General features: G+C 64.2%; 22 protein-coding genes and 1 tRNA gene. 11 read left to right on the top strand and 12 right to left on the bottom strand.

The features are described from left to right. Positions 1-33: 33 nt before the first annotated feature. The 4 genes from K3725_RS13910 to K3725_RS13925 all read right to left on the bottom strand — a co-directional run bounded on the left by K3725_RS13910 (position 34) and on the right by K3725_RS13925 (position 6,197). Positions 34-2,211 (bottom strand): glycosyltransferase family 2 protein, encoded by a 2,178-nt coding sequence (locus K3725_RS13910; RefSeq protein WP_260015904.1) that lies wholly within the window; start codon positions 2,209-2,211, stop codon positions 34-36. A gap of 298 nt (positions 2,212-2,509) precedes the next feature. Then, positions 2,510-2,596 (bottom strand) — tRNA-Leu (locus K3725_RS13915). 170 nt (positions 2,597-2,766) lie between these two features. Then, entirely contained in the window at positions 2,767-4,344 is a 1,578-nt protein-coding gene (locus K3725_RS13920; protein WP_260015905.1) for a caspase family protein, read from the bottom strand. Positions 4,345-4,583: 239 nt separating this feature from the next. Further along, positions 4,584-6,197: a peptidoglycan-binding protein gene (locus K3725_RS13925; protein WP_260015906.1), complete on the bottom strand. Its 1,614-nt coding sequence runs from the start codon at positions 6,195-6,197 to the stop codon at positions 4,584-4,586. 126 nt (positions 6,198-6,323) lie between these two features. Between K3725_RS13925 and lipB the strand changes: the two genes are divergently transcribed. Beyond that, positions 6,324-6,974 (top strand): lipoyl(octanoyl) transferase LipB, encoded by a 651-nt coding sequence (gene lipB / locus K3725_RS13930; RefSeq protein WP_260015907.1) that lies wholly within the window; start codon positions 6,324-6,326, stop codon positions 6,972-6,974. 2 nt (positions 6,975-6,976) lie between these two features. Here lipB and K3725_RS13935 read toward each other — a convergent pair whose 3' ends face one another. Both K3725_RS13935 and K3725_RS13940 read right to left on the bottom strand, forming a co-directional pair. After that, positions 6,977-8,656: an alpha/beta fold hydrolase gene (locus K3725_RS13935; protein ID WP_260015908.1), complete on the bottom strand. Its 1,680-nt coding sequence runs from the start codon at positions 8,654-8,656 to the stop codon at positions 6,977-6,979. Positions 8,657-9,031: 375 nt separating this feature from the next. Then, the gene (locus K3725_RS13940; RefSeq protein WP_260015909.1) at positions 9,032-9,451 is read right to left on the bottom strand and encodes an HIT family protein; all 420 of its coding nucleotides are present in this window, start codon (positions 9,449-9,451) and stop codon (positions 9,032-9,034) included. 234 nt (positions 9,452-9,685) lie between these two features. Here K3725_RS13940 and K3725_RS13945 point away from each other — a divergent pair, with 234 nt between their 5' ends. Further along, positions 9,686-11,359, top strand: coding sequence for a cytochrome c oxidase subunit 1 (locus K3725_RS13945; RefSeq protein ID WP_065268372.1), 1,674 nt, complete (start codon positions 9,686-9,688; stop codon positions 11,357-11,359). Positions 11,360-11,514: 155 nt separating this feature from the next. Beyond that, positions 11,515-12,006 carry a DUF2244 domain-containing protein gene (locus K3725_RS13950; protein WP_260015910.1) on the top strand — a complete coding sequence of 164 codons (492 nt, stop codon included), beginning with the start codon at positions 11,515-11,517 and terminating at the stop codon, positions 12,004-12,006. Between the two features lie 95 nt (positions 12,007-12,101). Here the strand turns inward: K3725_RS13950 and K3725_RS13955 are convergent, their stop codons facing one another. Beyond that, complete coding sequence (locus tag K3725_RS13955) at positions 12,102-12,575, bottom strand: GatB/YqeY domain-containing protein (protein WP_260015911.1); 474 nt, start codon at positions 12,573-12,575, stop codon at positions 12,102-12,104. A gap of 182 nt (positions 12,576-12,757) precedes the next feature. On the opposite strand from K3725_RS13955, the gene carA reads away from it, so the two are divergent. Continuing rightward, the gene (gene carA, locus K3725_RS13960) at positions 12,758-13,918 is read left to right on the top strand and encodes a glutamine-hydrolyzing carbamoyl-phosphate synthase small subunit (protein ID WP_260018615.1); all 1,161 of its coding nucleotides are present in this window, start codon (positions 12,758-12,760) and stop codon (positions 13,916-13,918) included. 110 nt (positions 13,919-14,028) lie between these two features. Continuing rightward, positions 14,029-15,966: a glycosyltransferase gene (locus K3725_RS13965; protein ID WP_260015912.1), complete on the top strand. Its 1,938-nt coding sequence runs from the start codon at positions 14,029-14,031 to the stop codon at positions 15,964-15,966. On the opposite strand, the gene K3725_RS13970 is transcribed toward K3725_RS13965, so the two are convergent. Further along, positions 15,926-16,570 (bottom strand): GntR family transcriptional regulator, encoded by a 645-nt coding sequence (locus K3725_RS13970; protein WP_260015913.1) that lies wholly within the window; start codon positions 16,568-16,570, stop codon positions 15,926-15,928. The two genes, K3725_RS13965 and K3725_RS13970, sit on opposite strands and share 41 nt — an antisense overlap. A gap of 142 nt (positions 16,571-16,712) precedes the next feature. Between K3725_RS13970 and K3725_RS13975 the strand changes: the two genes are divergently transcribed. The 4 genes from K3725_RS13975 to K3725_RS13990 all read left to right on the top strand — a co-directional run bounded on the left by K3725_RS13975 (position 16,713) and on the right by K3725_RS13990 (position 19,750). Then, positions 16,713-17,357 carry a pyrimidine 5'-nucleotidase gene (locus K3725_RS13975; RefSeq protein WP_260015914.1) on the top strand — a complete coding sequence of 215 codons (645 nt, stop codon included), beginning with the start codon at positions 16,713-16,715 and terminating at the stop codon, positions 17,355-17,357. Between the two features lie 163 nt (positions 17,358-17,520). After that, positions 17,521-17,769, top strand: a complete 249-nt coding sequence (locus K3725_RS13980) for a hypothetical protein (protein ID WP_039184022.1) — start codon at positions 17,521-17,523, stop codon at positions 17,767-17,769. Positions 17,770-17,847: 78 nt separating this feature from the next. Beyond that, positions 17,848-19,044: a UbiH/UbiF family hydroxylase gene (locus K3725_RS13985; protein WP_260015915.1), complete on the top strand. Its 1,197-nt coding sequence runs from the start codon at positions 17,848-17,850 to the stop codon at positions 19,042-19,044. A gap of 1 nt (position 19,045) precedes the next feature. Then, complete coding sequence (locus K3725_RS13990; RefSeq protein ID WP_260015916.1) at positions 19,046-19,750, top strand: M50 family metallopeptidase; 705 nt, start codon at positions 19,046-19,048, stop codon at positions 19,748-19,750. Here the strand turns inward: K3725_RS13990 and K3725_RS13995 are convergent. From K3725_RS13995 to K3725_RS14010, 4 genes are all read right to left on the bottom strand, one after another. Further along, the gene (locus tag K3725_RS13995; protein WP_260015917.1) at positions 19,747-20,871 is read right to left on the bottom strand and encodes an aminotransferase class V-fold PLP-dependent enzyme; all 1,125 of its coding nucleotides are present in this window, start codon (positions 20,869-20,871) and stop codon (positions 19,747-19,749) included. The two genes, K3725_RS13990 and K3725_RS13995, sit on opposite strands and share 4 nt — an antisense overlap. A gap of 227 nt (positions 20,872-21,098) precedes the next feature. Continuing rightward, a complete protein-coding gene (locus K3725_RS14000; protein WP_260015918.1) occupies positions 21,099-21,875 on the bottom strand; it encodes a hypothetical protein in 777 nt (258 codons plus the stop codon). Next, on the bottom strand, positions 21,875-22,333 hold the full coding sequence (locus K3725_RS14005) for an Lrp/AsnC family transcriptional regulator (protein ID WP_065268380.1): 459 nt from the start codon (positions 22,331-22,333) through the stop codon (positions 21,875-21,877). The genes K3725_RS14000 and K3725_RS14005 overlap by 1 nt, the downstream gene beginning before the upstream one ends. After that, complete coding sequence (locus tag K3725_RS14010; protein WP_222480646.1) at positions 22,330-22,785, bottom strand: Lrp/AsnC family transcriptional regulator; 456 nt, start codon at positions 22,783-22,785, stop codon at positions 22,330-22,332. Before K3725_RS14010 ends, K3725_RS14005 begins: the two co-directional genes overlap by 4 nt. Before the next feature lie 132 nt (positions 22,786-22,917). Here K3725_RS14010 and ilvC point away from each other — a divergent pair, with 132 nt between their 5' ends. Together ilvC and K3725_RS14020 are read left to right on the top strand one after the other, a co-directional pair. Next, positions 22,918-23,940: a ketol-acid reductoisomerase gene (gene ilvC / locus K3725_RS14015; protein WP_019298383.1), complete on the top strand. Its 1,023-nt coding sequence runs from the start codon at positions 22,918-22,920 to the stop codon at positions 23,938-23,940. 89 nt (positions 23,941-24,029) lie between these two features. Continuing rightward, on the top strand, positions 24,030-24,938 hold the full coding sequence (locus K3725_RS14020) for a DMT family transporter (protein WP_260015919.1): 909 nt from the start codon (positions 24,030-24,032) through the stop codon (positions 24,936-24,938). Position 24,939: the final 1 nt, after the last annotated feature.

Consider the following 24,939-nt stretch of genomic DNA (forward strand, 5'->3'; position numbering starts at 1 on the left):
AAAAACCTGTCAAATTGCCCGGGCACCCCGGCCCTAGTGTGTGGTCTCGCCGCGCGCCACCGTGAACCAGAAATCGCTGCCCGGCTCTTTCTCGGCAACTTCGTCCGGGATCACGCCCGGGCCGCTCAGAAAGACATTGGCGCCAAAATGCGCATGCATCCGGGACAGCTTGCACAGCTTTTTGCTGGTCAGTTCACGGAACAGCTCCTGCATGTCATCGCGGGGTTTCAGCTCTTCGATCTTCTCGCGGTGCTTGCGGCACGAAAACTCATGCGCCGCGGCAATGTCCGGATCCGCCAGCAGCCGCGCCATTTCGGCTTCCAGCGCCGGAATCATCCGCTGGATCGAGCGCTCCTCCTCGGCGTTGTTGTTCATCCGGAACCAATAGGACAGGCCCTGATCCCGGTCGACATGGTTGACCCGGCCGCGGTCGCGTTTCACCAGAAAACTCTCGGCGCTGCGCACCGCGTAGTGATTGAGCTGCACCAGGTCATAGCCATAGGTGCTCATCGACGAGCGCCATCCGTTGCGGAACATCTCCCGCGGCATGTCCCGGCCGGAGCCATTGACCCAGCGGATGTCTTCCCACAGCTGCGGCTTCAGCCCCTTGGGCCGGTGCACGCCCAGTTTCTTGAAGATGCCGTTGTTGCGGAACAGCGTCTTGAAGCCCCAGGCCTGATGCGGCTTGCGGGTGACTTCATGCGCGCAACGGGTAAACTCCCGGGTGATCAGACCGCCGCTGAAATCGCGCACATCGTTGTTGCCGAACAGCCGCCACGTCATCGAGATCATGTTGGCATCACCCACCGCCTCAAACAGGTCCGCCAGCCTCCCTTCACCGCATTTGATGTTGATGAACTCATCGACATCCATGCAGACCAGCCAGTCGGCATTGCGGATGACCGGCTCTTCGTCAGCCGCCTGCAGCGCCGCGTGCTGCGGCTTCAGATCGGTGCCCCGGAACGGGTTTTCACGGTGCTGCACAAGGCCCTTCGCCTGCAGCATCTGCAGCATCGTGTCGGTCCCGTCGGTGCAATCGTTTGTATAGACAAGGAAATCATCCACCCCGATCGCCCGGTGGTAGGCCAGCCACTCCAGGATGAACGGCCCCTCGTTCTTCATCGTGGTGACAATCGCGGTTCTCGCCTTGCCGCCAGGGCGCTGGACCGCCTGCTCTTCGGGAATGCGGACGGGTTTGGCGTTGAAATATCCGGTTGCCAGCTCCAGCAGTTCCGGGGTCTCCACCAGGCTTGTTTTCGGCACGATCCTGGAAACCGTATCCGCCGGGTGGCGCAGCGCCATGCAGCGGTAGAACCGGGCGAGTTGGTCCGGGTCCGGCTCAACCCCAACGACACGTATCAGGCGCCAGATACTCTCCGCACCGGCCTTGGCAGGCGCCAGACACCAGCGCGGGCGCAGACCAGTGGCGTCGAACTGGGTGCAGATGTGGTCGGCAAAGGCAGGCTCATCGCCATTGCGCACCCGCCAGGGATAGGCCTGCACCCCGCCCAGGCGCAGGCAGCCGGAGGGGGCGTCAACGGCGCGGTCAAACACATTCGGGCCGCCGGCCGGGGCCAGCAGGTCGAACAGATCAATATTGGCCACGGCACGCGCCCGCGCCAGAAACCGCGCGCGCAGGATCTCATAGATCAGGAACTCCCCCAGCGGCGCCTGCCAGGGGTCCGCGGGCGGGATCTCCATCCGGTCCTTTCCCGGCGCGCCCGGCACATTGAAGGGGTGCGCCTCGGGCGGCAGCCCGGCCTTGCCCAGGGGCAGCTTCGAATGAATGACAACAACCGTGCCCAGCCCCGGAACACTGCCGGCAAGCTCCCGCAGATCCCGGATGAAACGGCGGCTGTCCTGCGGCGGCGCCCGGTCCAGGATAACCGCCCCCTGCACGCCATGCTGAGAGACATGAAAGCGCAGCCATTCCGCCGCCGCCTCCGCGCTTTCCCCGTTGCGGACGGCGGCCAGGACATTCTGCCCCGCAAACAGCCCTGTCTCGTCCGGATGGAGCGGTATCTGAAGCTCTCCCCCGTCGGCCGCAAGGCTTACCGCGCTGCCGGCACTGCCGGCCGGAACATCCAGAACCGGAGCACCGCCAAAGTTATGCAGCACCGTGTCTGCGCGGGAGGACATGGCAGCCACGGTTTCCTGCGGCGTTCCGGACCGGAAGAACAGCCGCGCCACGCTTGTTTCCGGACCAGCCATTTGCACTGCATCAAGCAGATCCGCTCCGGCCACTGACAGCGCGCTGAATTCACGTTCAAGGACTTGACCGCTGCAATTCCCGGGATCTGGATTGGACATACTGCTGCTTCACATCGCGACATTCTTGGCCCCGCTACAGATGGAAGGGGCGGAGTCCTTATACCCTGCGGACTGAAGTGCCGGAACCGGCAAACGCCGCAGACTGACTGCAAGAGGTCAAATGACTGGTATAAGGGCAACAGGCATTCCCGATACACGCAGGATGCAGATGTTGACTCTTAAGCTTTTAGTAAGATGATGGTGCGGTCGAGAAGACTCGAACTTCCACTCCGGTTAAGGAACAGCGACCTCAACGCTGCGCGTCTACCAATTCCGCCACGACCGCACTGTCTTAGGCTTGGTGTAGCGGCGTATAGACCAGCGCGGATGCGATGTGAAGCCGAAAATCGTCTTTTTTGCAGAGAATATCGCGGCTGCTGTTCCGGGCTGCCAACTGGCGGAGAACAGCCGGTTTTTCCGGCTGCCCTCCCGCCAGGAGAAGATCATAGGGGGCGCTCAGTTGCCCTGGGCCGCCATCTGGCGGCGCAGTACCATCTCGCCTGACATCTGGTCGTAATAGGCCGGGAACTGATCGTGATTCACCGTTGCCGCCAGATCCTGCACATCCCGGCGCACCTGCTTGGCCAGCTGGTGCAGGGTCATGCCCGGCTCGTTCAGCCGCGACAGCAAGGCCCGGGTAAAGACGGAGTTCGGATTGGCATCATTGTCCGACAGCCGGTCCAGCGCCGTCTGCCCGGCACCTGCGGAGTAGAGAATGAAGGCGCCTTCCGGCGGCTCCATCCGCACCAGGCCGCGGCTGCCGCCGACCGACCGCTGGCCATCCTGCGGGAACGGGTTGTTGCGGCAGGCATCGAGGATCATGATGGTCGACCGCGCGCCCTTGCGCTGGAATGTGCCCAGCACGCGGTCGGCGGCAATGCTCTCGCCTGTCAGGTAGCTTTCGTCGCCAAAATTCACCACCGGCACGTCCGAGGGCAGCAGGTAGTTGCGCCCGTCCACTTCCACCCCGTGACCGGCAAAATAGAACAGCACCTCGTCCCCCGGCTCAATCCGGTTGGCAAAGGTGGACACCGCGCTGTTGATGTCACGGCGGCTGGCGTCGTAGAGCGTGGTGACATCAAAGCCCAGCGCCGCCAGCGTGCTGCTGACGGCCTGTGCATCGTTGCGCGCCTTTTGCAGCGCCGCCAGGTTCTGATAGCCGTCCACCCCGATCACCAGCGCACGGCGGCTGATCTGCGGCAGCACGGCCTGGCCGTTTTGCGGCAGGAGCACCGGGGCCGCAGCGGCGGCAAGACCCTGCACCGCGCCGCCATTCTGGATCGGGGCCTGCCCCGGCACGGCAGCCGGAACCTGGCCTTGCTGCATGAACCGGCCCTGCTGCGGGACTTGCCCTTGCGGCACGAATTGCCCCTGCTGCCCCGCATACTGCGGCTGCTGGGCGATCCCGTAGGTCTGGCTTGACGCCGCAAATCCCATCTGCGGCTGGCCGTAGTGCGGCTGCGGTACCGCCTGGCCGTATTGCTGCGGCACGCCAAAGGTGCCCGCCGTGTTCCCAGCCATAGTTGCCTGGGGCAACCCATAAGGCTGCTGCGGCTGCGGCGCCATGCGTTCCGCCAGATAGATTTTCAGCAAGCCGCGCGGACCGTCAGGATGCGCCATTGCCTGCTGTGCCGCCAAATAGCCGCTGGCCTGCGCCCGCTGGAAGGATGAGACCAGGAGATCTTTTTCAAAATCGTTCAACTGGCCCGTGACCGGGTAGCCCAAATAGGCCTGGTAGGTGGAAATCGCTTCCCGCGACTTACGGCCCAGCTGGCCGTCCACCGTGCCGGCCGGGAACCCGAAATAGTTCAGCGACTGCTGAATCTGCCGGCCTTCCTGGGTCGAAGGCAGCCGGGAGCGGCGTGGAGCCTTCGATCCGGACCGCCGCTGCTGGTTCTTACCCAGAGCATTACCGATAATGCCGCCGATAATCGCACCGGCGGCAAAGTCGCCGGCGTCGGCGGCAGCACGGGAAGCGGGCATGAAAACCAGCGGCAGGCTTAGGGCGAAGGTAAAAAGCAGTTTGAAACGCATGGAACCCCCTAACGAAATACATTCAGAGATTGCATAGACACTACATCAAATCACTTCTAAGGGAATATCGACCCCCGTCAGCAAACCGTCAAAAATCCACCGGGCACCAGGCAAATACTGCATAATATTTAGGGTTCTGCCCCTGGGCCGCCGCCCCCCAGAGGGCCGGTGAGGCACCACCGGAAAGGCCGGCAAAAATGCCGGCCTTTCCATCTCTTGCCTCCGTTGGGATCAGGCGTTCATTCGCTGTTGAAAGAAGGCAAGGCAGCCGCCCCTCCAGAGGCCTGCACCGGCTGCACCCGGCCGCCTGCCAGCTCTGTCGAGGCAGCCCTGATCAATTCCGCACGGCCCGGCTGGCCTGGCGCGAACACGGGTTCGGCGCCGCTCTCCAACGCAATCACCGCCATACTGTACCATTCCTGCGCCTTCTTCACCGCATTCGGCGCGCCAAAGCCCAGCGCCAGGTGATGGCCGATCAGTTCGGCATAGGGCCGCTGCCCGGTCCCTGCCAGGATCAGGGCAGACCCCAGCGCCACATCCATGTCATCACGCCGGTAGCCGGAGAAAAGGCAGATCCCGGCCGTATTGGACAGCTGATCCAGCGACATGCCCGATTGCAGGACGAATTTCTGCACATCCCCCATCACTTCACCGCTGCCCGCAGTGCCCAGCTTGGCCAGATAGGGTTTCAGGGCGGGACCAAACGCATCGCACTGGCTGTCGATCTGCGACTGCGACGCGCCTGCGACCTTGCCAGCCCGGGCTTCGCCCGCATTGATCGCATAGGTGCGGGCCAGGCAGAACTGCTCGCCCAGCGCCAGCTCCGGGTCGCTCATGCTGTCTGCTGTCATGAACCCGCCGTTCGAACTGGTCAGCAGGCTCACCTTGCTGCAATAGCTGGTGAGCGAGGCGCTCTGCTCCTGCTGGTCAAACAGGGTGATGCCGCCCAAAGCCGCGCTTTCCTGCCCGGCAAAGGCCATGACCGTGCTGCGGTTCTGCTGGGCCGCCTGCACCGGCGTCTCCGCTCCTGTGTCAGTCATCCGGCAGGTGCCCTGATGGCAGGCAAAGCTGGCCGGGGTCACGCCGCGGGCCAGGAAGTCATTGCGCTGGTATCCCTGCGGCGTCGAGGCAAAGACCATCACCGAACAGTTGGAAGCACCGCACCAGAACGAGCTGCCGGAAACAGAGGTATCCAGCACATAGTCGTTGCGCCCGTCCCCGTTCAGGTCGGCAAGCTGCATGAAACCGGTGCGCTGCAGCAGCTGTTCCCCCGTCGGCTCGGAGCTGGCGGCGATCTCATCCACCGCGTGGCTGACTTCCGGCGGCAGACCGCCATAGCCGCCGCTGGCATAGGTGCTGCCCGGAGCACGGATACCTGCCGCCTCATCCCGCCAGGTGTGCAGCACGCCGCGCACCCCTTGCGGGCCTTGCATCGCCTTGATGACCTGCGGGCCGCCCACCTGGGCACGGTTATAGGAACTGACCAGGAAAGTGCGTTCGTATGGGGCCAGATGACCAGTCGCCGGATAGCCCATGTGCACCTGGTACTGGGTGACCGCGGCGCGCGACCGCCGCCCCAGCACCCCGTCCGGTGTGCCCGCGTTGAAGCCGAAGTAATTGAGCGCGACCTGGGTTTCGCGGTTCTCAGCCCGCGCAGCCGAATAGGTCGGCGCCCGCCGGTACGTGGTCGCGGCACGGCGGCGCTGCTTGTTCTTGTGGACTTCGTTGACAATAACACCGCCGATAACGGCGCCGGCAATGGCGGCCCCCAATTCGTCTGCGGCTGCAGGCCCGGTTACGGATGTCGCCAGAAATGCGGCAGTCAGGGCCGGTTTGAGCGGCTTGGAAAACATGATACTCGCCCCCTATGGATACTCGCTACGGAATCAGGATACTCCACAGGCAGCGTTAGTACCTAGGGTTTTCCCGCCAATTCCGCCGGCAAGCCCCAGGCGGGATGGAAAAGGACGGCAGCAGCCATGGTTGAGTGGATCACTTCAGACGGTTTAGTCGATTATGATCAAGCAGTTGCCTTCATGGAGGAGCGCGCCGCCGCCATCGCCGCCGGATCGGCGGAGGAATGCATCTGGCTGGTTGAACACCCCCCGCTTTACACGGCCGGCACTTCGGCCAAGCGCGAAGACCTGACAGATCCTGAACGTTTCCCGGTCTACGACAGCAAGCGCGGCGGCCAGTACACCTATCACGGGCCGGGCCAGCGCGTGGTCTATGTGATGCTGAATGTTGGCGCGCGCGGGCACGACGTGCGCCGGTTTGTGCAGCAGCTGGAGACCTGGGTGATTGCCGCCCTGGATGAGTTCAACATCAAAGGCCATATCCGCGATGGCCGGGTTGGTGTCTGGGTCGAACGCCCGGAAAAGCCCCTCACCCTCTCGGGCAGCACCGCTGAGGACAAGATCGCCGCCATCGGCATCCGGCTGCGCAAATGGGTCAGCTTTCACGGCATCTCGATCAACGTCGAGCCGGAGCTGGAGCACTTCACCGGCATTGTGCCCTGCGGGATCACCGAATACGGGGTGACCAGTCTCGTCGATCTGGGCCTGCCGGTGACCATGGCCGACGTGGATGTCGCCCTGAGGCGCAGTTTCGAGCAGGTCTTCGGCAGCTGACCTCAGCCATCGGAGGCAGAAGTGAGATCCTGCAGCGCCGTCAGCACCAGTTCCGGGTAGTTGTAAAACAGCAGCGCCCCCGCTTCCTGGCTGATGCACAGCCGGGCGTCCGGCAGCCCGTTCAGCATCTCGCGGACCACAGAGAGCGGCGCGACGTGGTCTTCTCCCCCGTGAACGAACACGGATCGCGGCACCCGGGCCGGGATGCCGGTCCGGGTGCCCTGCCGCAGCATCTGCACATCGGCCATGAACCCCGCGCCGCCCTGCTCCTGGAACAGCACCTGGCTCTGCTGAAGCAGCTGCAACAGGTCCAGTTGCGACAGCCTCGCGCGCTCTTTGCTGCCGCTGCGGGTCTGTATCCGCAGCAGCGTCTTGTGCCCGTACCAGCGCAGCGCCGCCGCCCAGCCCCTCATCAGAACAGGCAGCAGCCAATTGGCCCGGGTGGCGGCCTGCGCAACCAGCCATGCATAGCCGCTGAGGCCGGAAAACTGCCGCGGCGAACTGATGGCGCAGTTTGAGGCGGCGGCCACCAGGCCGGCAATCCTGCTGTCCAGGCGGCTCGCTGCGATAAATCCGTAAAGCGCGCCGCCGCGATGGCACAGCAGCACCGGACGCTGCAGGTTTTCATGCGCCATCAGCGCAATCAGCTGCCGCACAAAGGCATCCGCGGGGTCTTCTCCGCGTTTCAGGGGCACCGAACCGCCATAGCCGCGGCGCAACGGTGCATAGACCCTGAAACCCAAAGTCCGCAACTGCGGCTGCAAGCGCTGCAGCGGCGCAATCCCGTCCAGCATGCCATGCACGAAAATCACCGGCTGGCCGGTTTCCGCCCCCAGACGGAAGTACTGGGAGCGCCGGCCGGCGCTGTCCTCAAAAGTCCCGGACGGCGGCAGCACCTCGCCCCGGGACACGGCCAGGTCCCGGCTGCGTTCATTCATCAGAAAGACCGCCAGCCGGATCAGTTCTGCCGGGCCGGGCGCGCCGGCCTCGCCCGCAGCCTGTTCCAGCCTGCCATCCACCTTGCCGCCCGCGCTGTCCGCCGTATCTTTCAGAGCCGCAAAATCAGCCTCCTGCAGGCCCAGCGCTGCGGCAACCGGGACAGCCGCCTCTGCCGTCCACCCGCCTTCCAGCCGTTCGGCCATAACCGCAACAGGCGCATCCGCACCGCTCAGCCGCACCGGGCGGCACAGGAACTGCTCGCCCGGGGTGCGGGAAGCCAGCAGCAGCACGTCCCGCCAGGAAAAATCCCCGCAGCGCACGTCCTCAAGGTAGCTTTGCCACAGCTCAGCCGCCGCCTCCGTCAGCCCCAGCGCCGCCGGCAGCGGCACAGTGCCGGTCAATTGGCGCGCCGCCCGCTGCGAGGCGTTCAGAAGGCCGCCATCCGCACGCGCCTCCGCCAGCAGCCAGAACCGGCTGCAGTTGCCGGAATAGGCACCGGGGTGCGGACGCCCTGCCCGCTGCCACTGCTGCTCTTGAATTTCAGCCGCCCGTGCAAAATGCGCCTGCAGAAACGGGACCGCCCTCGGCCGCCCTTGCGGCGCACCGCGCGCAGCAGCCGCACCCGGGCCGTCCTGCGCACCGGGCGTGAACCGGTCGAATTGCTCCGGCCGGATCATCGTTTCATAAATGGCGGCCACGACCTGGTCCTGCGACAAGGCCTGCCCATGGCTCAAGAGAGTCACCCCTGCCCCTCCAATACAGCTTATGAAGTCAAAGAAGCACCGCACCCGGCAAGCACGCGGCAAGCGCAGGGGATAGTGCAGGCCTTCTGGCCTGCATGTTTCAGGCAGCCTGCCTGTAAACAGAAAATACCCGGCAGATGCCGCCCGGAACCGGGCTGGCATGAACTGCCGGAGTGCCCCAATTCTTGGGGTCCCAAACTCCTGGGCGCGGGCGCCCTCTCTGACCTACAACCAATTTGCGAAACAGCTATGATCAAATTCAACTAAAATTCAACATTTATTTCAAATGCATGAATTCGCATACCAAAACACCGCAGGTTCAGGCTGCGGTGTTTCCACATTTCCAAAGATGCTGCCCGGCAGGAAAGGCCGGCTCTAGGCCAGCGCCGCCCGGATTTTTTCGGCCTGCGCCTGGATCAGCTCCATGTCACCCATGGTTCCCGGCGGGCGCAGCCGGTCGCCGTCGTGCCGCGGCAGAACATGCATATGCAGGTGGAACACCTCCTGCCCGCCAGCCGCCTCATTGAACTGCTGCACGGTCACCCCATCCGCGCCGAACGCGGTGATCACCGCCTGCGACAGTTTCTGCACCGTCTGCATCACCGCCGCCAGCTGCGCCGGGCTGGCATCCAGAATATTGCGGCACGGCGTCTTGGGAATGACCAGCAGATGCCCGTCAGACCGCGGCATGATATCCATGAAAGCCAGGGTATCGTCATCCTCATAAACGCGGGTCGAGGGGATCTCGCCGCGCAGGAGCTTGGCAAAAATATTGTCGGGGTCATAGGCAGGCATGCGTCCGGGCTCCTTGTTCTGGATTTCCCCGGTTGTGCGCGCGCCCCGCCCTCAGGTCAAGCGCCCAGAACCCGGCAAATCCCAGGGCATTCAAGCCCCTGCGGCAATAAATCTTGATCCAGATCAAACTCCGCCATTGAAGGCCCCGGCGGGCCACACTAAAACTCGCAAGGAATCCAGGCCGCCCGGAGTCCGTCTCCGGTGGCCTTTCGTTATGCAGCAGGAGGCACCTAAATGGCAGACGCAGCCATTCATGGTCACGGCCACGAGGACGAGCGGAGCTTTTTCACCCGCTGGTTCATGAGCACGAACCATAAGGATATCGGCATTCTTTACCTGATCGTTTCGGCGATTGCAGGTCTCATCTCCGTCATCTTCACCGTCTATATGCGGCTGGAGCTGATGGATCCCGGCGTTCAGTACATGTGCCTGGAAGGCGCGCGCCTGTTCGCAGACGCCGCTGCGGAATGTACTCCGAACGGCCACCTCTGGAACGTGATGATCACCGCCCACGGCATCCTGATGATGTTCTTCGTGGTGATCCCGGCCCTGTTCGGCGGTTTCGGCAACTATTTCATGCCGCTGCAGATCGGCGCGCCGGACATGGCGTTCCCGCGGATGAACAACCTGTCGTTCTGGATGTATGTCGCAGGCACCTCGCTGGCGGTCCTCTCGGTTGTCTCCCCGGGCGGCAATGACCAGCTGGGTTCCGGCGTCGGCTGGGTTCTGTACCCGCCGCTGTCCGTGAACGAAGGCGGCTACTCGATGGACCTGGCGATCTTCGCCGTGCACGTCTCGGGCGCCTCCTCGATCCTGGGTGCGATCAACATGATCACCACCTTCCTGAACATGCGCGCCCCGGGCATGACCCTGTTCAAGGTGCCGCTGTTCTCCTGGTCGATCTTCGTCACCTCCTGGCTGATCCTGCTGTCCCTGCCGGTTCTGGCCGGCGCCATCACCATGCTGCTGATGGACCGCAACTTCGGCTTCACCTTCTTTGATGCAGCCGGCGGCGGCGACCCGATCCTGTACCAGCACATCCTGTGGTTCTTCGGCCACCCGGAAGTGTACATCGTGATCCTGCCCGGCTTCGGCATCATCTCCCACGTCATCGCCACCTTCGCGCGCAAACCCGTCTTCGGCTACCTGCCGATGGTCTGGGCGATCATCGCGATCGGCGTTCTGGGCTTTGTCGTGTGGGCGCACCACATGTACACCGTCGGCATGTCGCTGAACCAGCAGGCCTACTTCATGCTGGCGACCATGGTGATTGCGGTTCCGACCGGCGTGAAAGTGTTCTCCTGGATCGCCACCATGTGGGGCGGCTCGATCGAGTTCAAAGCGCCGATGATGTTTGCCTTCGGCTTCCTGTTCCTGTTCACCGTCGGCGGTGTGACCGGCGTGGTGCTGAGCCAGGCTGCCGTTGACCGTGCCTATCACGACACCTACTACGTTGTGGCGCACTTCCACTACGTGATGTCGCTGGGCGCGGTGTTCGCGATCTTCTCGGGCGTTTACTTCTACTTCGGCAAGATGACCGGCCGCCAGTACAACGAACTGGGTGCCCAGATCCACTTCTGGATGTTCTTCATCGGCGCCAACCTGACCTTCTTCCCCCAGCACTTCCTGGGCCGTCAGGGCATGCCGCGCCGCTACATCGACTACCCGGAAGGCTTCGCCTACTGGAACAAGATCTCGTCCTACGGCGCGTTCCTGTCCTTTGCCTCGTTCCTGCTGTTCTTCGGCGTGGTGATCTATTCGCTGCTGCGCGGCGCCCGCGTCACCCAGAACAACTACTGGAACGAATACGCGGACACCCTGGAGTGGACCCTGCCCTCTCCGCCGCCGGAGCACACCTTCGAAATCCTGCCCAAGCAGGAAGACTGGGACCGCTCGCATTCGCACTAAGCGGGTCCGGATCCTGACATAGCGAAAAGGCCCCGGCGCTGATGCTCCGGGGCCTTTTTCTTGCCCTCCTGACGGGCGGAACAGCCGCAGTGGACATTCCGCCCTTCCGGCACATTCTTTGAACAAGAGCTTCCCTCCCCAGCAGGCCCGAACCAATGCCCTACACCTGGACCCGCCCGCAGGCCGGCGCCGAGCGCGAACTGCACCTTTGGCCGCACCAGTCGCTGCCGCCCAAGGGCTACGTGCGCTTCATTGGCCTCACTGCCGCTCTGATCTGCGTGCCGCTGGTGCCGCTCCTGGGATCCTTCCTGCTCTGGGGCCTGCTGCCCTTCCTGCTGCTGGCGCTGTTCGGCATGAAATGGGCGCTGGACCGCAGCCGCCGCGACCACCAGATTCTCGAAGTGCTGACCCTCACAGCCAAGGAAGCCCGGCTGGAGCGGATCAACCCGGACGGGGGCCGCCAAAGCTGGCACTGCAACCGCTACTGGACCCGCGTGGAGATGCACGACCATGACGGCCCGGTGCCCCACTACGTCACCCTGCAGGGCGGCGGCCGCGAAGTGGAGATCGGCGCCTTCCTGTCAGAAGAGGAACGGGTGGCGCTCTACGGCGACCTGAAAGACGCCCTGTCCGTGCAGCAGGCATGAAAAAGGCCCGCGCTGCGGGCCTCTCTTCATCATTCTTCAAATACTCGCGCCGCAGGCACCGCGCGCCAGCGCGGTATCCGCTTGGCAGCAGCGGATCAGCAATCGCCTTTGCTGCAGAGCTGATCCTTGACCATCGGCCCGGCTTTGCCGAAATCCATCTGGCCGGTGTATTTCGCCTTCAGCGCAGCCATCACCTTGCCCATGTCGCGAATCGATTCGGCGCCGGTTTCCGCCACCGCGGCCTTCACCGCCTCGGACGCTTCCTCGTCGCTCAGCTGCTGCGGCAGGAACTCCTCGATCACACTGATCTCGCCCAGTTCCCGCTCCGCCAGATCCAGCCGCCCGCCTTCCTCATAGGCGCGGGCGCTTTCCTTGCGCTGCTTGGTCATCTTGCCGAGAATGGCAAGGATTTCGCCGTCGCCGATGCTGGTTTCCTCGCCATCGGCACGGGCCGCGATCTCGCGGTCCTTGATGGCGGCATTGATCAGCCGCAGCGTGGCCAGCCGGGCGGCGGCCTTGTCTTTCATCGCCTGCTTCAGGGCCTGATTGACCCGAGTGCGCGTATCCATATGCAAAAGCATCCCCATGGTTGCCGGACACCGATGGTTATCCATTCCGGCGCTTCTGCGCAAGTTTTCAGTAAACTTTCAATTCCGGACCCCGCGTCAGCCTGCCCGCCCCTTGCAGGCTTGACCCGCATGGGCGCTCCCCTTACAAGCCCATGAATTTTACCCGCATGGAGACTCGCGCAATGGCCGCTTCCGCCCCGACCAAGCCCACCGCATGCCTGGCGCTCGCTGATGGCACCGTCTTTTACGGCACCGGTTTCGGCGCGACCGGCAACACCGTGGCCGAGCTCTGCTTCAACACCGCGATGACCGGCTACCAGGAGATCATGACAGACCCCTCCTATGCGGGCCAGATCGTGACCTTCACCTTCCCGCACATCGGCAACACCGGCGTCACCCCGGAAGATGACGAGACCGGCGATCCGGTTGCCGCAGGCATGGTGGTGAAATGGGATCCGACCCTGGCCTCCAACTGGCGCGCAACCGAAGAGCTGAAGGACTGGCTGACCCGCACCGGCCGCATCGCCATCGGCGGCATCGACACCCGCCGCCTGACCCGCGCGATCCGCCAGCAAGGCGCGCCGCATGTGGCGCTGGCGCATGACCCCGAAGGCAACTTCGACGTCGAGGCGCTGGTCGCCAGGGCCCGCGGCTGGTCCGGCCTCGTCGGCCTGGATCTGGCCAAGGACGTGACCTGCGCGCAAAGCTACCGCTGGGACGAGATGCGCTGGGCCTGGCCGGACGGCTATGCCCGCCAGGAAGCCCCCAAGCACAAGGTTGTGGCGGTCGACTACGGCGCCAAGCGCAACATCCTGCGCTGCCTCGCCTCCGCGGGCTGCGACGTGACCGTGCTGCCCGCCACTGCAACGGCCGAGGAAGTTCTGGCGCACAACCCCGACGGCGTGTTCCTGTCCAACGGCCCGGGCGATCCGGCTGCCACCGGCGAATACGCGGTGCCGATGATCCAGGACGTTCTGAAAGCGGACCTGCCGGTCTTTGGCATCTGCCTTGGCCACCAGATGCTGGCGCTGGCATTGGGCGCCAAGACCGTCAAGATGAACCACGGCCACCACGGTGCCAACCACCCGGTCAAGGAGCATGCCACCGGCAAGGTGGAGATCACCTCGATGAACCACGGCTTTGCGGTGGATGCGCAGACCCTGCCGGAGGGCGTCGAAGAATCGCATGTCTCGCTGTTCGACGGCTCCAACTGCGGCATCCGCATCACCGGCAAGCCGGTCTTCTCGGTGCAGCATCACCCTGAAGCCAGCCCCGGCCCGCAGGACAGCTTCTACCTGTTCGAGCGCTTTGCCGACGCAATGGCAGAGCGCAAATCCGCGTAAAAAATCAGTTAACCATGCCGCCCGGGCGGCATGGTTAATGCCGCGTTTACCAACTCTTAACCCCCGACCGCCAGCCTGAGCGCCTCTGGTTTCAGTGTTGCGGGCAGGCGATGGGTATTGTGTCAAAGCCGCTGCGGCAGTTCCGTCTGCCGCAGCATGGAAAGCCCCCGCAGCAGGGCAGGGCCTCTGGTGCTCTGCCACCGGTGGACAGCAGCAGCATGATGAAGGCGCTGGTGCTGCGCCAGCATCAGGGGGCCGCGCTTGGCCGGGTGCTGGTCGCCGAAGGCCTGGCCAGCGAAGACCGGGTTCAGGACACATTGTCCAGCCAGTACCGGATGCCCCGCGCCGACCTGTCCGGCCAAATGGCCAATGCGCGGCTGCTCGCCTGCAAACCCGCAGCGTTCTGGCTGCGCCACTGCGCTGTTCCCTGGATGCAGCTGGGCCGGACCGTCACCCTGGCCGTAGCCCACCCCGACCGGTTTGAAACCCTGCAGCAGGAGCTGCAGGACAATTTCGAACGGATCACGCCTGTTCTGGCCAGCGAAGCGCAAATCACGGCGCTGCTGACAGCTCACTTCAGCCCGGCGCTGGTGCGGCAGGCAAGCTGCAGCGTGCCCCCGCGCCTGAGCTGCCGCTCCTTGCGGCCGCCCCGGGGCCGCGCTCTGCTGGCCGCCTTGACGGCCCCGGCGCTCTATCTGGCCTGGCACGCGCCGGCAGCACTTCCCGCCGCCCTCAGTGCAATCGCCCTGCTGACCGTATTTTTGTTCACGGCGCTCAAGCTTTTCGGGCTCGCCTCTTACTGGCAGGCGCGGGCAGAGAGGACATCCGCTGCGCCGGCGTCGGCCTCCCCCGCCCGCCCCTCTTGCCCCATGATTTCGATCCTGGTGCCGCTCTACCGGGAGGCCGAGATCAGCCATGCGCTGCTTGCCCGGATCCGGAAACTCAGCTACCCGCGGGCGCAGACGGACGTGATCCTGGTGCTGGAGGAGCACGACAGCGTCACCCGGGCCGCCCTGGAGAACACCCGCCTGCCGCCGTGGATCCGGGTGGTGGAGGTCCCGGCCTATGGCGGGCTGACCACCAAACCGCGGGCGATGAATTATGCGCTGAACTTCTGCCGGGGCGACATCATCGGGGTCTGGGATGCCGAGGACGCGCCCCAGACAGACCAGCTGAACCGGGTGGCGCAGGCCTTCGCCTCCGCCGGGAAGCGCACTGCCTGCTTTCAGGGGGTGCTGGACTACTACAATCCGGGCACCAACTGGATTTCGCGCTGCTTCACACTGGAATATGCCAGCTGGTTCCGCATCGTCCTGGATGGCATTGCCCGGCTTGGCCTGGTGGTGCCCCTGGGCGGCACCACAATGTTCGTGCGCCGCGAGGTGCTGGAAGAACTGGGCGGCTGGGATGCCCACAACGTGACCGAGGACGCCGATCTGGGCGTCCGCCTGTACCGGGCGGGCTACCGCACCGAAATGCTGCCCAGCACCACCTATGAGGAGGCAAACTGGCGCCCCTGGCCCTGGATCAGGCAGCGCTCGCGCTGGCTCAAGGGCTTCATGGTGACCTACCTGGTGCATATGCGCCAGCCGCTGCGGCTGCTGGCGGATCTGGGCTGGAAGCGCTTCCTGGGCTTTCAGGCCTTCTTTCTGGGCACAATCGGGCAGTTTCTGTTTGCCCCCGTGCTCTGGTCGTTCTGGCTGTTTACCCTGGGCCTGCCGCACCCTGGCGCCGAAAGCCTGCCGCCGCAGCTGCTGACGCTGGCGGCGGCCACGCTGGTGCTCTTTGAAGGGCTGGGGCTGGTGATCAGCATCACTGCGGCCTTTGCCATGGGGCGGCCCTGGCTGGCCGCCTGGGCGCCGGCGATGATCCTCTACTTCCCGATGGGGGCCATCGCTGTTGCCAAGGCGGCGCATGAACTGCTGGCCCGCCCGTATTTCTGGGACAAGACGGCCCACGGCATCAAACCGGCAGCCCGGCCCAGGCGCCGGCGCTGGCTCTGGCGGGTTATCCCCGCCCGCTGGCGTCCTGCTTCAGCCGGGTCATGAAGGCAATCGAGATGTGCTCCTTCAGAGCCTCGCCCGCCGCCGCCTCGTCGCGGCGGCTGATTGCGTCGACAATGCCCTTGTGCTCGGACTGGGCAATCTCGCTGCGGCCCTCGGCCGCCAGCGAGGTGGTGGCCATCAGCGCCATCGTCCGGTGCACCAGATCCAGCTGCTGCACCAGATAGCGGTTGTGCGAGGCCAGGTGGATCTGCTCATGGAACCGGCGGTTCGCCTTGGACAGCGCCGTCGGATCGCCGATCAGCTTGTCGTCGGACTCAACCATCTCCTTCAGCACCTTGATCTCTTCCTCGGTGGCATGGCGCGCCGCCAGCCGGGCCGCCAGCCCCTCCAGCTCGCGCCGTACCACATACAGCTCCGCCATCTGGTTGTGATCCAGCGAGGCGACGATCAGCGACCGCCCGTCACGCTCCAGCAGCGATTGCGTCTCCAGCCGCTGCAGCGCCTCGCGGATCGGGGTGCGCGACACACCAAAGCGTTCCGCCAGATCGCTTTCCACCAGCCGGTCACCCGGTTTGTAGATCCCCGAGTCGATGGCCTCTAGGATCAGCGCATAGGCATCTTTCTGGTTGCTGCGGCTCTGGCTCATGGTCGTCCCTGTCTATTTTGATCCGACAATCTCTACAGTGCATCCCCCAGCAATCAACCCTGATGGCGCCAACGCGCTGAAAACCCGCAGGCAAAATGCGCTTTTGATTGCAAATGCCGCTTGGGATCCCTACTTCGGCACCATGCCCAAACACGCCTTTTCCCACGTCCGCCAATGGGTGTTCGATCTCGACAACACCCTCTATCACCCCTCCGCACGGCTGTTCGACCAGATCGAGGTCAAGATGACCGCCTATGTGATGGACGCGCTCAAGGTGGACAAGGCCGAGGCCGACCGCCTGCGCAGCCATTACTGGCGCGAGCACGGCACCACCCTGGCAGGGCTGATGCGCGAGCACGATCTGGACCCGGACCCCTATCTGGTTGCGGTGCACGACATCTCGATGGACCACCTGGAAGAGGACGCTCCGCTGGCGGCCGCGATCCGCAACCTGCCAGGCAAGAAGATCGTCTATACCAACGGCTCTGCCCCCTATGCGGAGCGGGTGCTGGCCGCGCGCGGGCTGTCCGGACTGTTCGATGACGTTTACGGTGTCGAACACGCGGACTACCACCCCAAGCCCGAACGCCGCGCCTTTGACCGGGTGTTTACCCGCGCCGGGATCGCCCCGCAGCAGGCCGCCATGTTCGAGGACGACCCGCGCAATCTGGCCGCCCCGCATGAAATGGGCATGCGCACCGTGCATGTGGCGCCGGAGCCGGTCCAGGCGGACCATATCCATCATCACTCGGACGATCTGGCCGGATTTCTCGCCGCCCTGACCTGACCCCGGAACCAGCGCCGGGACGCTTTTACGCAGCCGTTTGCCGCAACGCGGAATGTGTGCCATTGCATTCCGGCAAAACTTCGCAACTGCGTCAAAATATACCTGTTTGCTGCATGTTTTCCTCCCTATATGCGCCGCGAACCCACACGCAGGAGACCACCCGATGAGCGCATACACCCTCCCCGCCCGCCTGACCCTGTGGCAGCGCATCCTGTTTGCCGTGCCGCTGCTGGGACGGATCTTCAAGGAGGTCGCTTACGGCCCCGAAGAGAACATCGGCTACGCCCTGGCAACCTTTGTCAGCCTTTGGGGCTGCTCCATCCTGCTGTTCGGCATTCCGGGCCTCTACATCCCGGCGCTGTGCATGGTGCCGGTGATGTTCCTGGTACTGCTGTCCATCACCCGCGGCTAATTCCCCGCGCGGCAGGTTGCCGCTTGTCTTCCCCCTCCGTCAGGGCCTATTTCAGGGCAACAACGGAGGGCTGAAACCATGGGCGAGACCTGCGACATCCTGATTTCCGGCGGCGGCATTGCGGGACTGACCGCAGCCGCAGCCTTTGCCTCCCAAGGCTTCAGCGTCATTTGCGCCGACCCGGCCCCGCCGGTCACCGAACGCGACGCCGAAGGCTCCGACCTGCGCACCACCGCTTTTCTGCAACCGGCCCAGGCGCTGCTGGAGCGCTGCGGGATCTGGGCGCGTCTGGCGGACCACGCCGCCCCCTTGCAGATCATGCGCATCGTCGATGCGGGCGGCGCCCGGCCCGAACCGCGGGTGGTCAAGGACTTCAATGCCGCCGACATCTCGGACCAGCCGTTCGGATGGAACCTGCCCAACTGGCTCTTGCGGCGCGAGATGATTGCCCGGCTGGCAGAACTGCCGAACGTCGACCTGCGTTTCGGCACCGGCACCACGGGCCTGTTCACCCGCACCGATGAGGCGCGCGTCTCCCTCAGCGACGGCACCCAGGTGACCGCAAAACTGGTAGTGGCCTGTGACGGCCGCAATTCCCCCATGCGCGAGGCCGCAGGCATTCCGGTGAAAACCACCCGTTACGGGCAAAAGGCGCTGGCCTTTGCCGTCACCCATCCGGTGCCGCATGAAAACGTCTCGACCGAGATCCACCGCTCCGGCGGGCCGTTCACGCTGGTGCCTCTGCCCGACTACCAGGGCCAGCCGTCCTCCGCCATTGTCTGGATGGAGCGCGGCCCCAAGGCGCAGGAACTGCTGAACCTGGAACCCGCCGCCTTTGAGGCCGCGATGACCGAGCGCAGCTGCGGGCTGTTCGGCGATCTGAAACTGGCCTCGCGCCGCACCATCTGGCCGATCATCAGCCAATCGGCAGAGCGGCTGAACGGCGAGCGGCTGGCGCTGATGGCCGAAGCCGCCCATGTGGTGCCGCCGATCGGCGCCCAGGGTTTGAACATGTCCCTGGGCGATCTGCGCAGCCTGCTGGACCTGGCCGAAGCCCGCCCCGAAGCCTTAGGCGATGCGCAGATGCTGGCCGCCTACCACAAGGCCCGCCACAACGAGATCCTGCTGCGCGTGAAGGGCATCGACCTGCTGAACCGCACCTCGATGCTGTCCCCCCGTCCGCTGCGCGACCTGCGCGCCTTTGGCCTCAACGCGCTCTATTCCCTGGCGCCGGTGCGCAAGACGCTGATGCAGATGGGGCTGGGTGTTAAATAGGATGCAGGCTGCCGGACGCTTTGTGAAAGGCCACTGGCAGCTTCTCTGCCTGACCCTGGCCATTGCTGTTCTCTGGCAGACCCCGGCACTGCTCCCGCTGCGGATCCTGACCGTATTCCTGCATGAGCTGTCGCACGCAGCAGCAACCCTGCTCACCGGCGGCGATGTGGTCAGCCTGACCATAGACCCCTACGAGGGCGGCAGGGTGGTCTCGCGCGGCGGCAGCCGGTTCCTGACGCTCACGGCTGGCTACACCGGCTCACTGCTGATCGGCGCGGCCCTGTTCGTGATTGCCCTGCGCACCGATTGGGACCGCAAGGTGCTTGCCGTCTTCGGCGCAATCACCCTCGCTGTTGCAGCTTTCTATGTCCGGGATCTCTTTGCGCTCGGCTTCACCTTTGCCACCGGCGCGCTGATGCTGGCCGCGTCGCGGTACCTCAGCCTGAACATCAACGACATGATCCTGAGGGTGATCGGGGTCAGCAGCATGATCTACGCGCCGCTTGATCTCTGGGACGACACCATTGCGCGGTCCTACCTGCGATCCGACGCGCGGATGATGGCCGAGGAGTTCGGCGGCGCAACCATGCTGTGGGGCGGAGTTTGGCTGGCAATCAGCCTCGGGGTGATCTGGCTCACCCTGCGCCACGGGCTGGGCCGCACAAGCAATATTCCCTTGCGCAGCCCAGTCCGGATCTTGCGTTAAAGCACCTGATCCACGACGGTTTTCAGCCGCGCAATGGTGGCATCCACGTCATAGAGCTTGTCCAGGCCGAACAGACCCAGACGGAAGGTGCGGAAATCGGCAGGCTCATCGCACTGCAGCGGCACGCCGGCGGCAATCTGAGTGCCCAGCGCCAGGAACTTCTTGCCGTTCTGCACGTCCGGATCGCTGGTGTAGCTGACCACCACGCCCGGCGCGCCAAAGCCGTCCGCAGCCACCGAAGTGATGCCTTTCTCTTTCAGCATGGCCCGTACGCCGTTGCCCAGCGCCCACTGCGCATCGCGCAGCCTATCGAAGCCGTATTCCTTGGTCTCCAGCATGGTGTCCCGGAAGGCCTTCAGCGCATCGGTCGGCATGGTCGCGTGATAGGCGTGGCCGCCATCCTCATACGCCTTCATGATGGTGCGCCACTGCTTCAGGTTGATGGCAAAGCTGTCGGACGAGGTCTCTTCCAGCCGCGCCAGCGCACGCTCTGAGAACATCACCAGACCAGCCGAGGGCGAGGCGCTCCAGCCCTTTTGCGGGGCAGAGATCAGCACGTCGACACCGGTTGCCTTCATATCGATCCAGGCACAGCCCGACGCGATGCAGTCCAGCACCATCAGCGCGCCAACCTCATGCGCGGCTGCGGCCATGGCGGTCACATAGTCGTCCGGCAGGATCACACCTGCCGCGGTTTCCACATGCGGGGCAAAAACGATATCGGGCTTCTGCTCGTGAATCGCAGCCACCACATCCGCAATCGGCGCGGGCTCAAACGGAGAGATGCTCTCATTGCCGGTGCGGCGCGCCTTCATCACGGTGGAGGACGCGGTGAAGCCGCCTGCCTCGAAAATCTGGCTCCAGCGGTAGGAGAACCAGCCATTGCGCACCACCAGCGCATTGGCGCCGCAGGCAAACTGGCGCGCCACCGCCTCCATCGCATAGGTCCCGCCGCCGGGCACCAGCGCTACGGCCTCGGCGTTATAGACCTCTTTCAGCATCGCGTTGATATCCAGCATCACCTGCTGGAATGTCTTGGACATATGGTTCAGCGAGCGGTCGGTGAAAACCACCGAAAATTCATCCAGACCCTGCGGGTCCACGGTATCGAGCAGTGCCATCTGGGCCTCCCTTGTCTTCCTTTACTAACGGCTAGCCGGTGCCGCAGGCTTTGGCAAAGCCTACAATGGCATACAGCGCCGCCGCTATTCTCCGAAGGGGGATACTGGCGAAACGCAAAGGAAAAGACAGCCCAAGCACGACAGAAAACACCCGCATTTGCGCCAAGCGGGTTTCTGATCGGCAACAAACACTCCGCTGCGGCGCGCCCATCCGGCGCAATCGCGCCTCAGCCGCCGGCGTCCCAGGCCACCGCCTGCTCGATCACCCCTGCCACCGCCAGCGCCTTTTCAGCGATCTCCGGCCGGGTACGGTCATCCAAAGCCAGATCTGCCATCCGCCAGTAAAGCACCGGCGAGGTGTAAAAGGCAAAGGCCGCAGAATTTCCGCCATTGTCCCAGAACGCCGTGATCCAGATGGACGGGCGCCCGATGCACCAGTCACGCCACAGTCTCTCCGCAAGCGTCTCTGCCGGAATGTCCAGCACCTGCGCGAACAAATCCTCCAGCCTCCATCCGGCGATCCCGAACATGCACAGCACATCATCCAGGCAGTCCTCGCCCTGCCGGACAGCCCAGTCCAGATACATCCGCTGGAACTTGTCGAGCACCGCCCACTCCGCTGCCTTCCAGCGCGCAGCGTCTCCGGTTGGAAACCGGTTCAGGCTGACCTCGAGCCCGACATAGGCCAGCTCCTCTCCGCTGGCGAGCACCTCCAGAACCCTCGGCAGCAGGTAACGCCAGATGTTCTGACCGAAGGCATCGGACACGGCGGCAAAATACCAGTCCTGCAGAAAGTGCAGCGGCAGGTCCGCAATATCGGGCACCAGGAAATCTGCCTCGATGCTTGGATCCATGCAGCACCCCTTGCAGACGCCAGTCTCCGCGGGCTTGGGTGCCGCAAAAACCCTGTAGGCTTCCGCAATCAGTTCCGCGAATTCATGATCCGCCGGCAGTGTCGCCTTCACCGGCTTTCCGTTCTTGCCTTGCAGATCCCGTCGCCCCATCACCCCAGCGGCCCCGGCCTGCGCTCCTCGCTCAAGAGCACATTGGCCTCAACATTCCCCACCCCTGGCAGGGTCATCACCCGGCGCCGCAGCACCCGTTCAAAATCGGAAATGTCCCGCGCCGTCACCCGCAGGCGGTAGTCATACATGCCCAGCACATGCTCCACCGTCTGCACCTCGGGAATGGCAGACACCGCACGCTCAAAATCCTCCAGGGACACCCGGCCTTTGGTGGCGAGCTTCACGCCCAAAAAGACGGTGACGCCAAACCCCAGCTTCTCCTTGTCCAGTTCCAGCCTGCGGCCCGCGATGATCCCCGCCTCCTGCAGCCGCTTGATCCGCCGCCAGGTGGCCGGTTGACTCAACCCCAGCTGCCGCCCCAGCGCCCCAGCGGACAGCGTTGCATCCTCCGACAGCGCCCGCAGGATGGCAAAGTCCAGATCATCCAGCGCGCTCATACCGGCAGCACCTCATCCGACTTAATCCGCGCCACATGCATCAGCGCTTCGATATCGGTGATATGCGGCAGGTTCAAAATGGCGGCGCGGTAGATCTGCTGATAATGCGGCATGTCCCGCGCGATCACCGATAGCCGCACATCGACCTGGCCCAGAAAGGTCTGGATCTCGATCACCTCGGCAATGCCGCGGGCCGCCTCGATGAACTCGTCAAAGGCGCGCGGGTTGGTCTTGTCCAGCGTCACCCGCAGCGACACCTCCACCTCATACCCCAGGGCCCGCCAGTCGATCACGGCCCGTTGGCCGAGGATTACGCCGCCCTCCCGCAGCTTCTCCAGCCGCCGCGACAGACGCGACGCGCTGAGGCCCAGCCGTTCGGCCAGATCCGGAATCGATTGCTCCGGGTCGCTTTGCATATAGCGCAGAATGCGCCGGTCCAGATCATCAAGCATGATTTATTCACTATCAGTCAAATCGACGAATGACTACCGCAAAGAAACTGTGAATTTCATGCGCAACAGCAATCGCCTTCCCCGCCCACATGCCTATGATGCCCTCAAACACCAAACGAAAGGACGTGGATCATGCGCGTTTATTACGACCGCGATTGCGATGTGAACCTGATCAAGGACAAGAAAGTGGCCATTCTGGGCTATGGCTCCCAAGGCCACGCCCACGCGCTGAACCTGCGCGATAGCGGCGCCAAGAACCTTGTCGTTGCTCTGCGCGAAGGCTCCCCCTCCGCCAAGAAGGCCGAAGGCGAAGGCCTGCAGGTCATGGGCATTGCAGAAGCTGCCGCCTGGTGCGACGTGATCATGTTCACCATGCCCGACGAACTGCAGGCTGAGACCTACAAGAAATACGTCCACGACAACATCCGTCCGGGCGCAGCCATCGCATTCGCCCACGGCCTGAACGTGCACTTCGGCCTGATTGAGCCGAAAGAAGGCGTCGACGTCATCATGATGGCGCCCAAGGGCCCGGGCCACACCGTGCGCGGCGAATACACCAAAGGCGGCGGCGTGCCCTGCCTGGTCGCGGTTCACACCGACGCCACCGGCAAAGCGCTGGAAACCGGCCTGTCCTACTGCTCCGCCATCGGCGGCGGCCGCTCCGGCATCATCGAAACCAACTTCCGCGAAGAGTGCGAAACCGACCTGTTCGGCGAGCAGGCGGTTCTGTGCGGCGGCCTGGTTGAGCTGATCCGCTGCGGTTTCGAGACCCTGGTCGAAGCCGGCTATGCCCCGGAAATGGCCTACTTCGAGTGCCTGCACGAAGTGAAGCTGATCGTTGACCTGATCTATGAAGGCGGCATCGCCAACATGGACTACTCGATCTCCAACACCGCCGAGTACGGCCAGTACGTCACCGGCCCGCGCATCCTGAAGTACGACGAAACCAAAGCCCGCATGAAAGCGGTTCTGGAAGACATCCAGCAGGGCAAATTCGTCCGCGACTTCATGCTGGAAAACCAGGTTGGCCAGCCGACCCTGAAGGCGTCCCGCCGTGCCAACGACGAGCACCTGATCGAAGAAACCGGCGCCAAGCTGCGCGGCATGATGCCGTGGATCTCGGCCGGCAAGATGGTCGACAAAGAGAAGAACTAAGGCGCCCGCGGAATCCTCCGCTGACCTTACCTCTGCAGGGCGCTCCGTTTCGGGGCGCCCTTTTTCATTTGTTTCATTGAGGGTATCCGATGCCAGACTCCCCCGGCGCCGCAAATTGGGCCAAGCTCCTGCTCCTCGGTGTGATCTGGGGCGCCTCCTTCATGGCGGTGTCGCTGGCGCTGCGGGGCTTCCCGCCAATGACCATCGCCGCGCTCAGGATCTCCATCGGCGCGCTGTGTCTCCTGAGCGTGGTCTATGCCATGGGCATCTGCCTGCCGTCCCCGCGTTCCCGCGAGGGCCGCATCATCTGGGCCTGCGCCTTCGGCATGGGGTTCTTCACCAACGCCCTGCCCTTCACCCTGCTCAGCTGGGGGCAGACCTATGTGGCCAGCGGCTTTGCCGGGGTCTGCATGGCGGTGGTGCCGCTGTTTGTGCTGCCGCTGGCGCATCTGCTGGTGCCGGGTGAGCATATGACCCTGCGCCGCACCATCAGCTTCCTGATCGGCTTTGCCGGTGTGGTGGTGCTGATCGGGCTCGACGCCTTCCGCTCTGCCGGGTCCGACTTTGAATCGCTGGCCCGCCTTGCCTGCCTTGGCGCCTCTCTGTGCTACGCCATAGGCTCGATCATCACCCGGCTCTGCCCGCAGGTGAACATGCTGTCGCTCTCCGCCGCCGCTCTCCTCTGCGGGGCCGCCATGATGACCCCCGCCGCGCTCTGGGCCGAGGGCGTGCCGGAGCTGCCCGCCGTCCTGCCGCTTGGTGCCGTTATCTACCTTGGCCTGCTGCCCACCGCCCTCGCCCAGGTGCTGCTTGTGCAAGTCGCCCGCAGCGCAGGCCCGGCATTCCTGTCCACCGTGAACTACCAGGTGCCGGTCTGGTCGGTGATCTTCGGCGCCGCCCTCCTGGGCGAAACCCTGCCGCCGCAGCTGTTTGCCGCCCTTGCACTGATCCTCGGCGGCCTCCTCCTCAGCCGCAACCGCCGCCCGCGCACTGCCTGAG

The organism is Leisingera sp. S132, from assembly GCF_025144465.1.
Lineage (GTDB): Bacteria > Pseudomonadota > Alphaproteobacteria > Rhodobacterales > Rhodobacteraceae > Leisingera.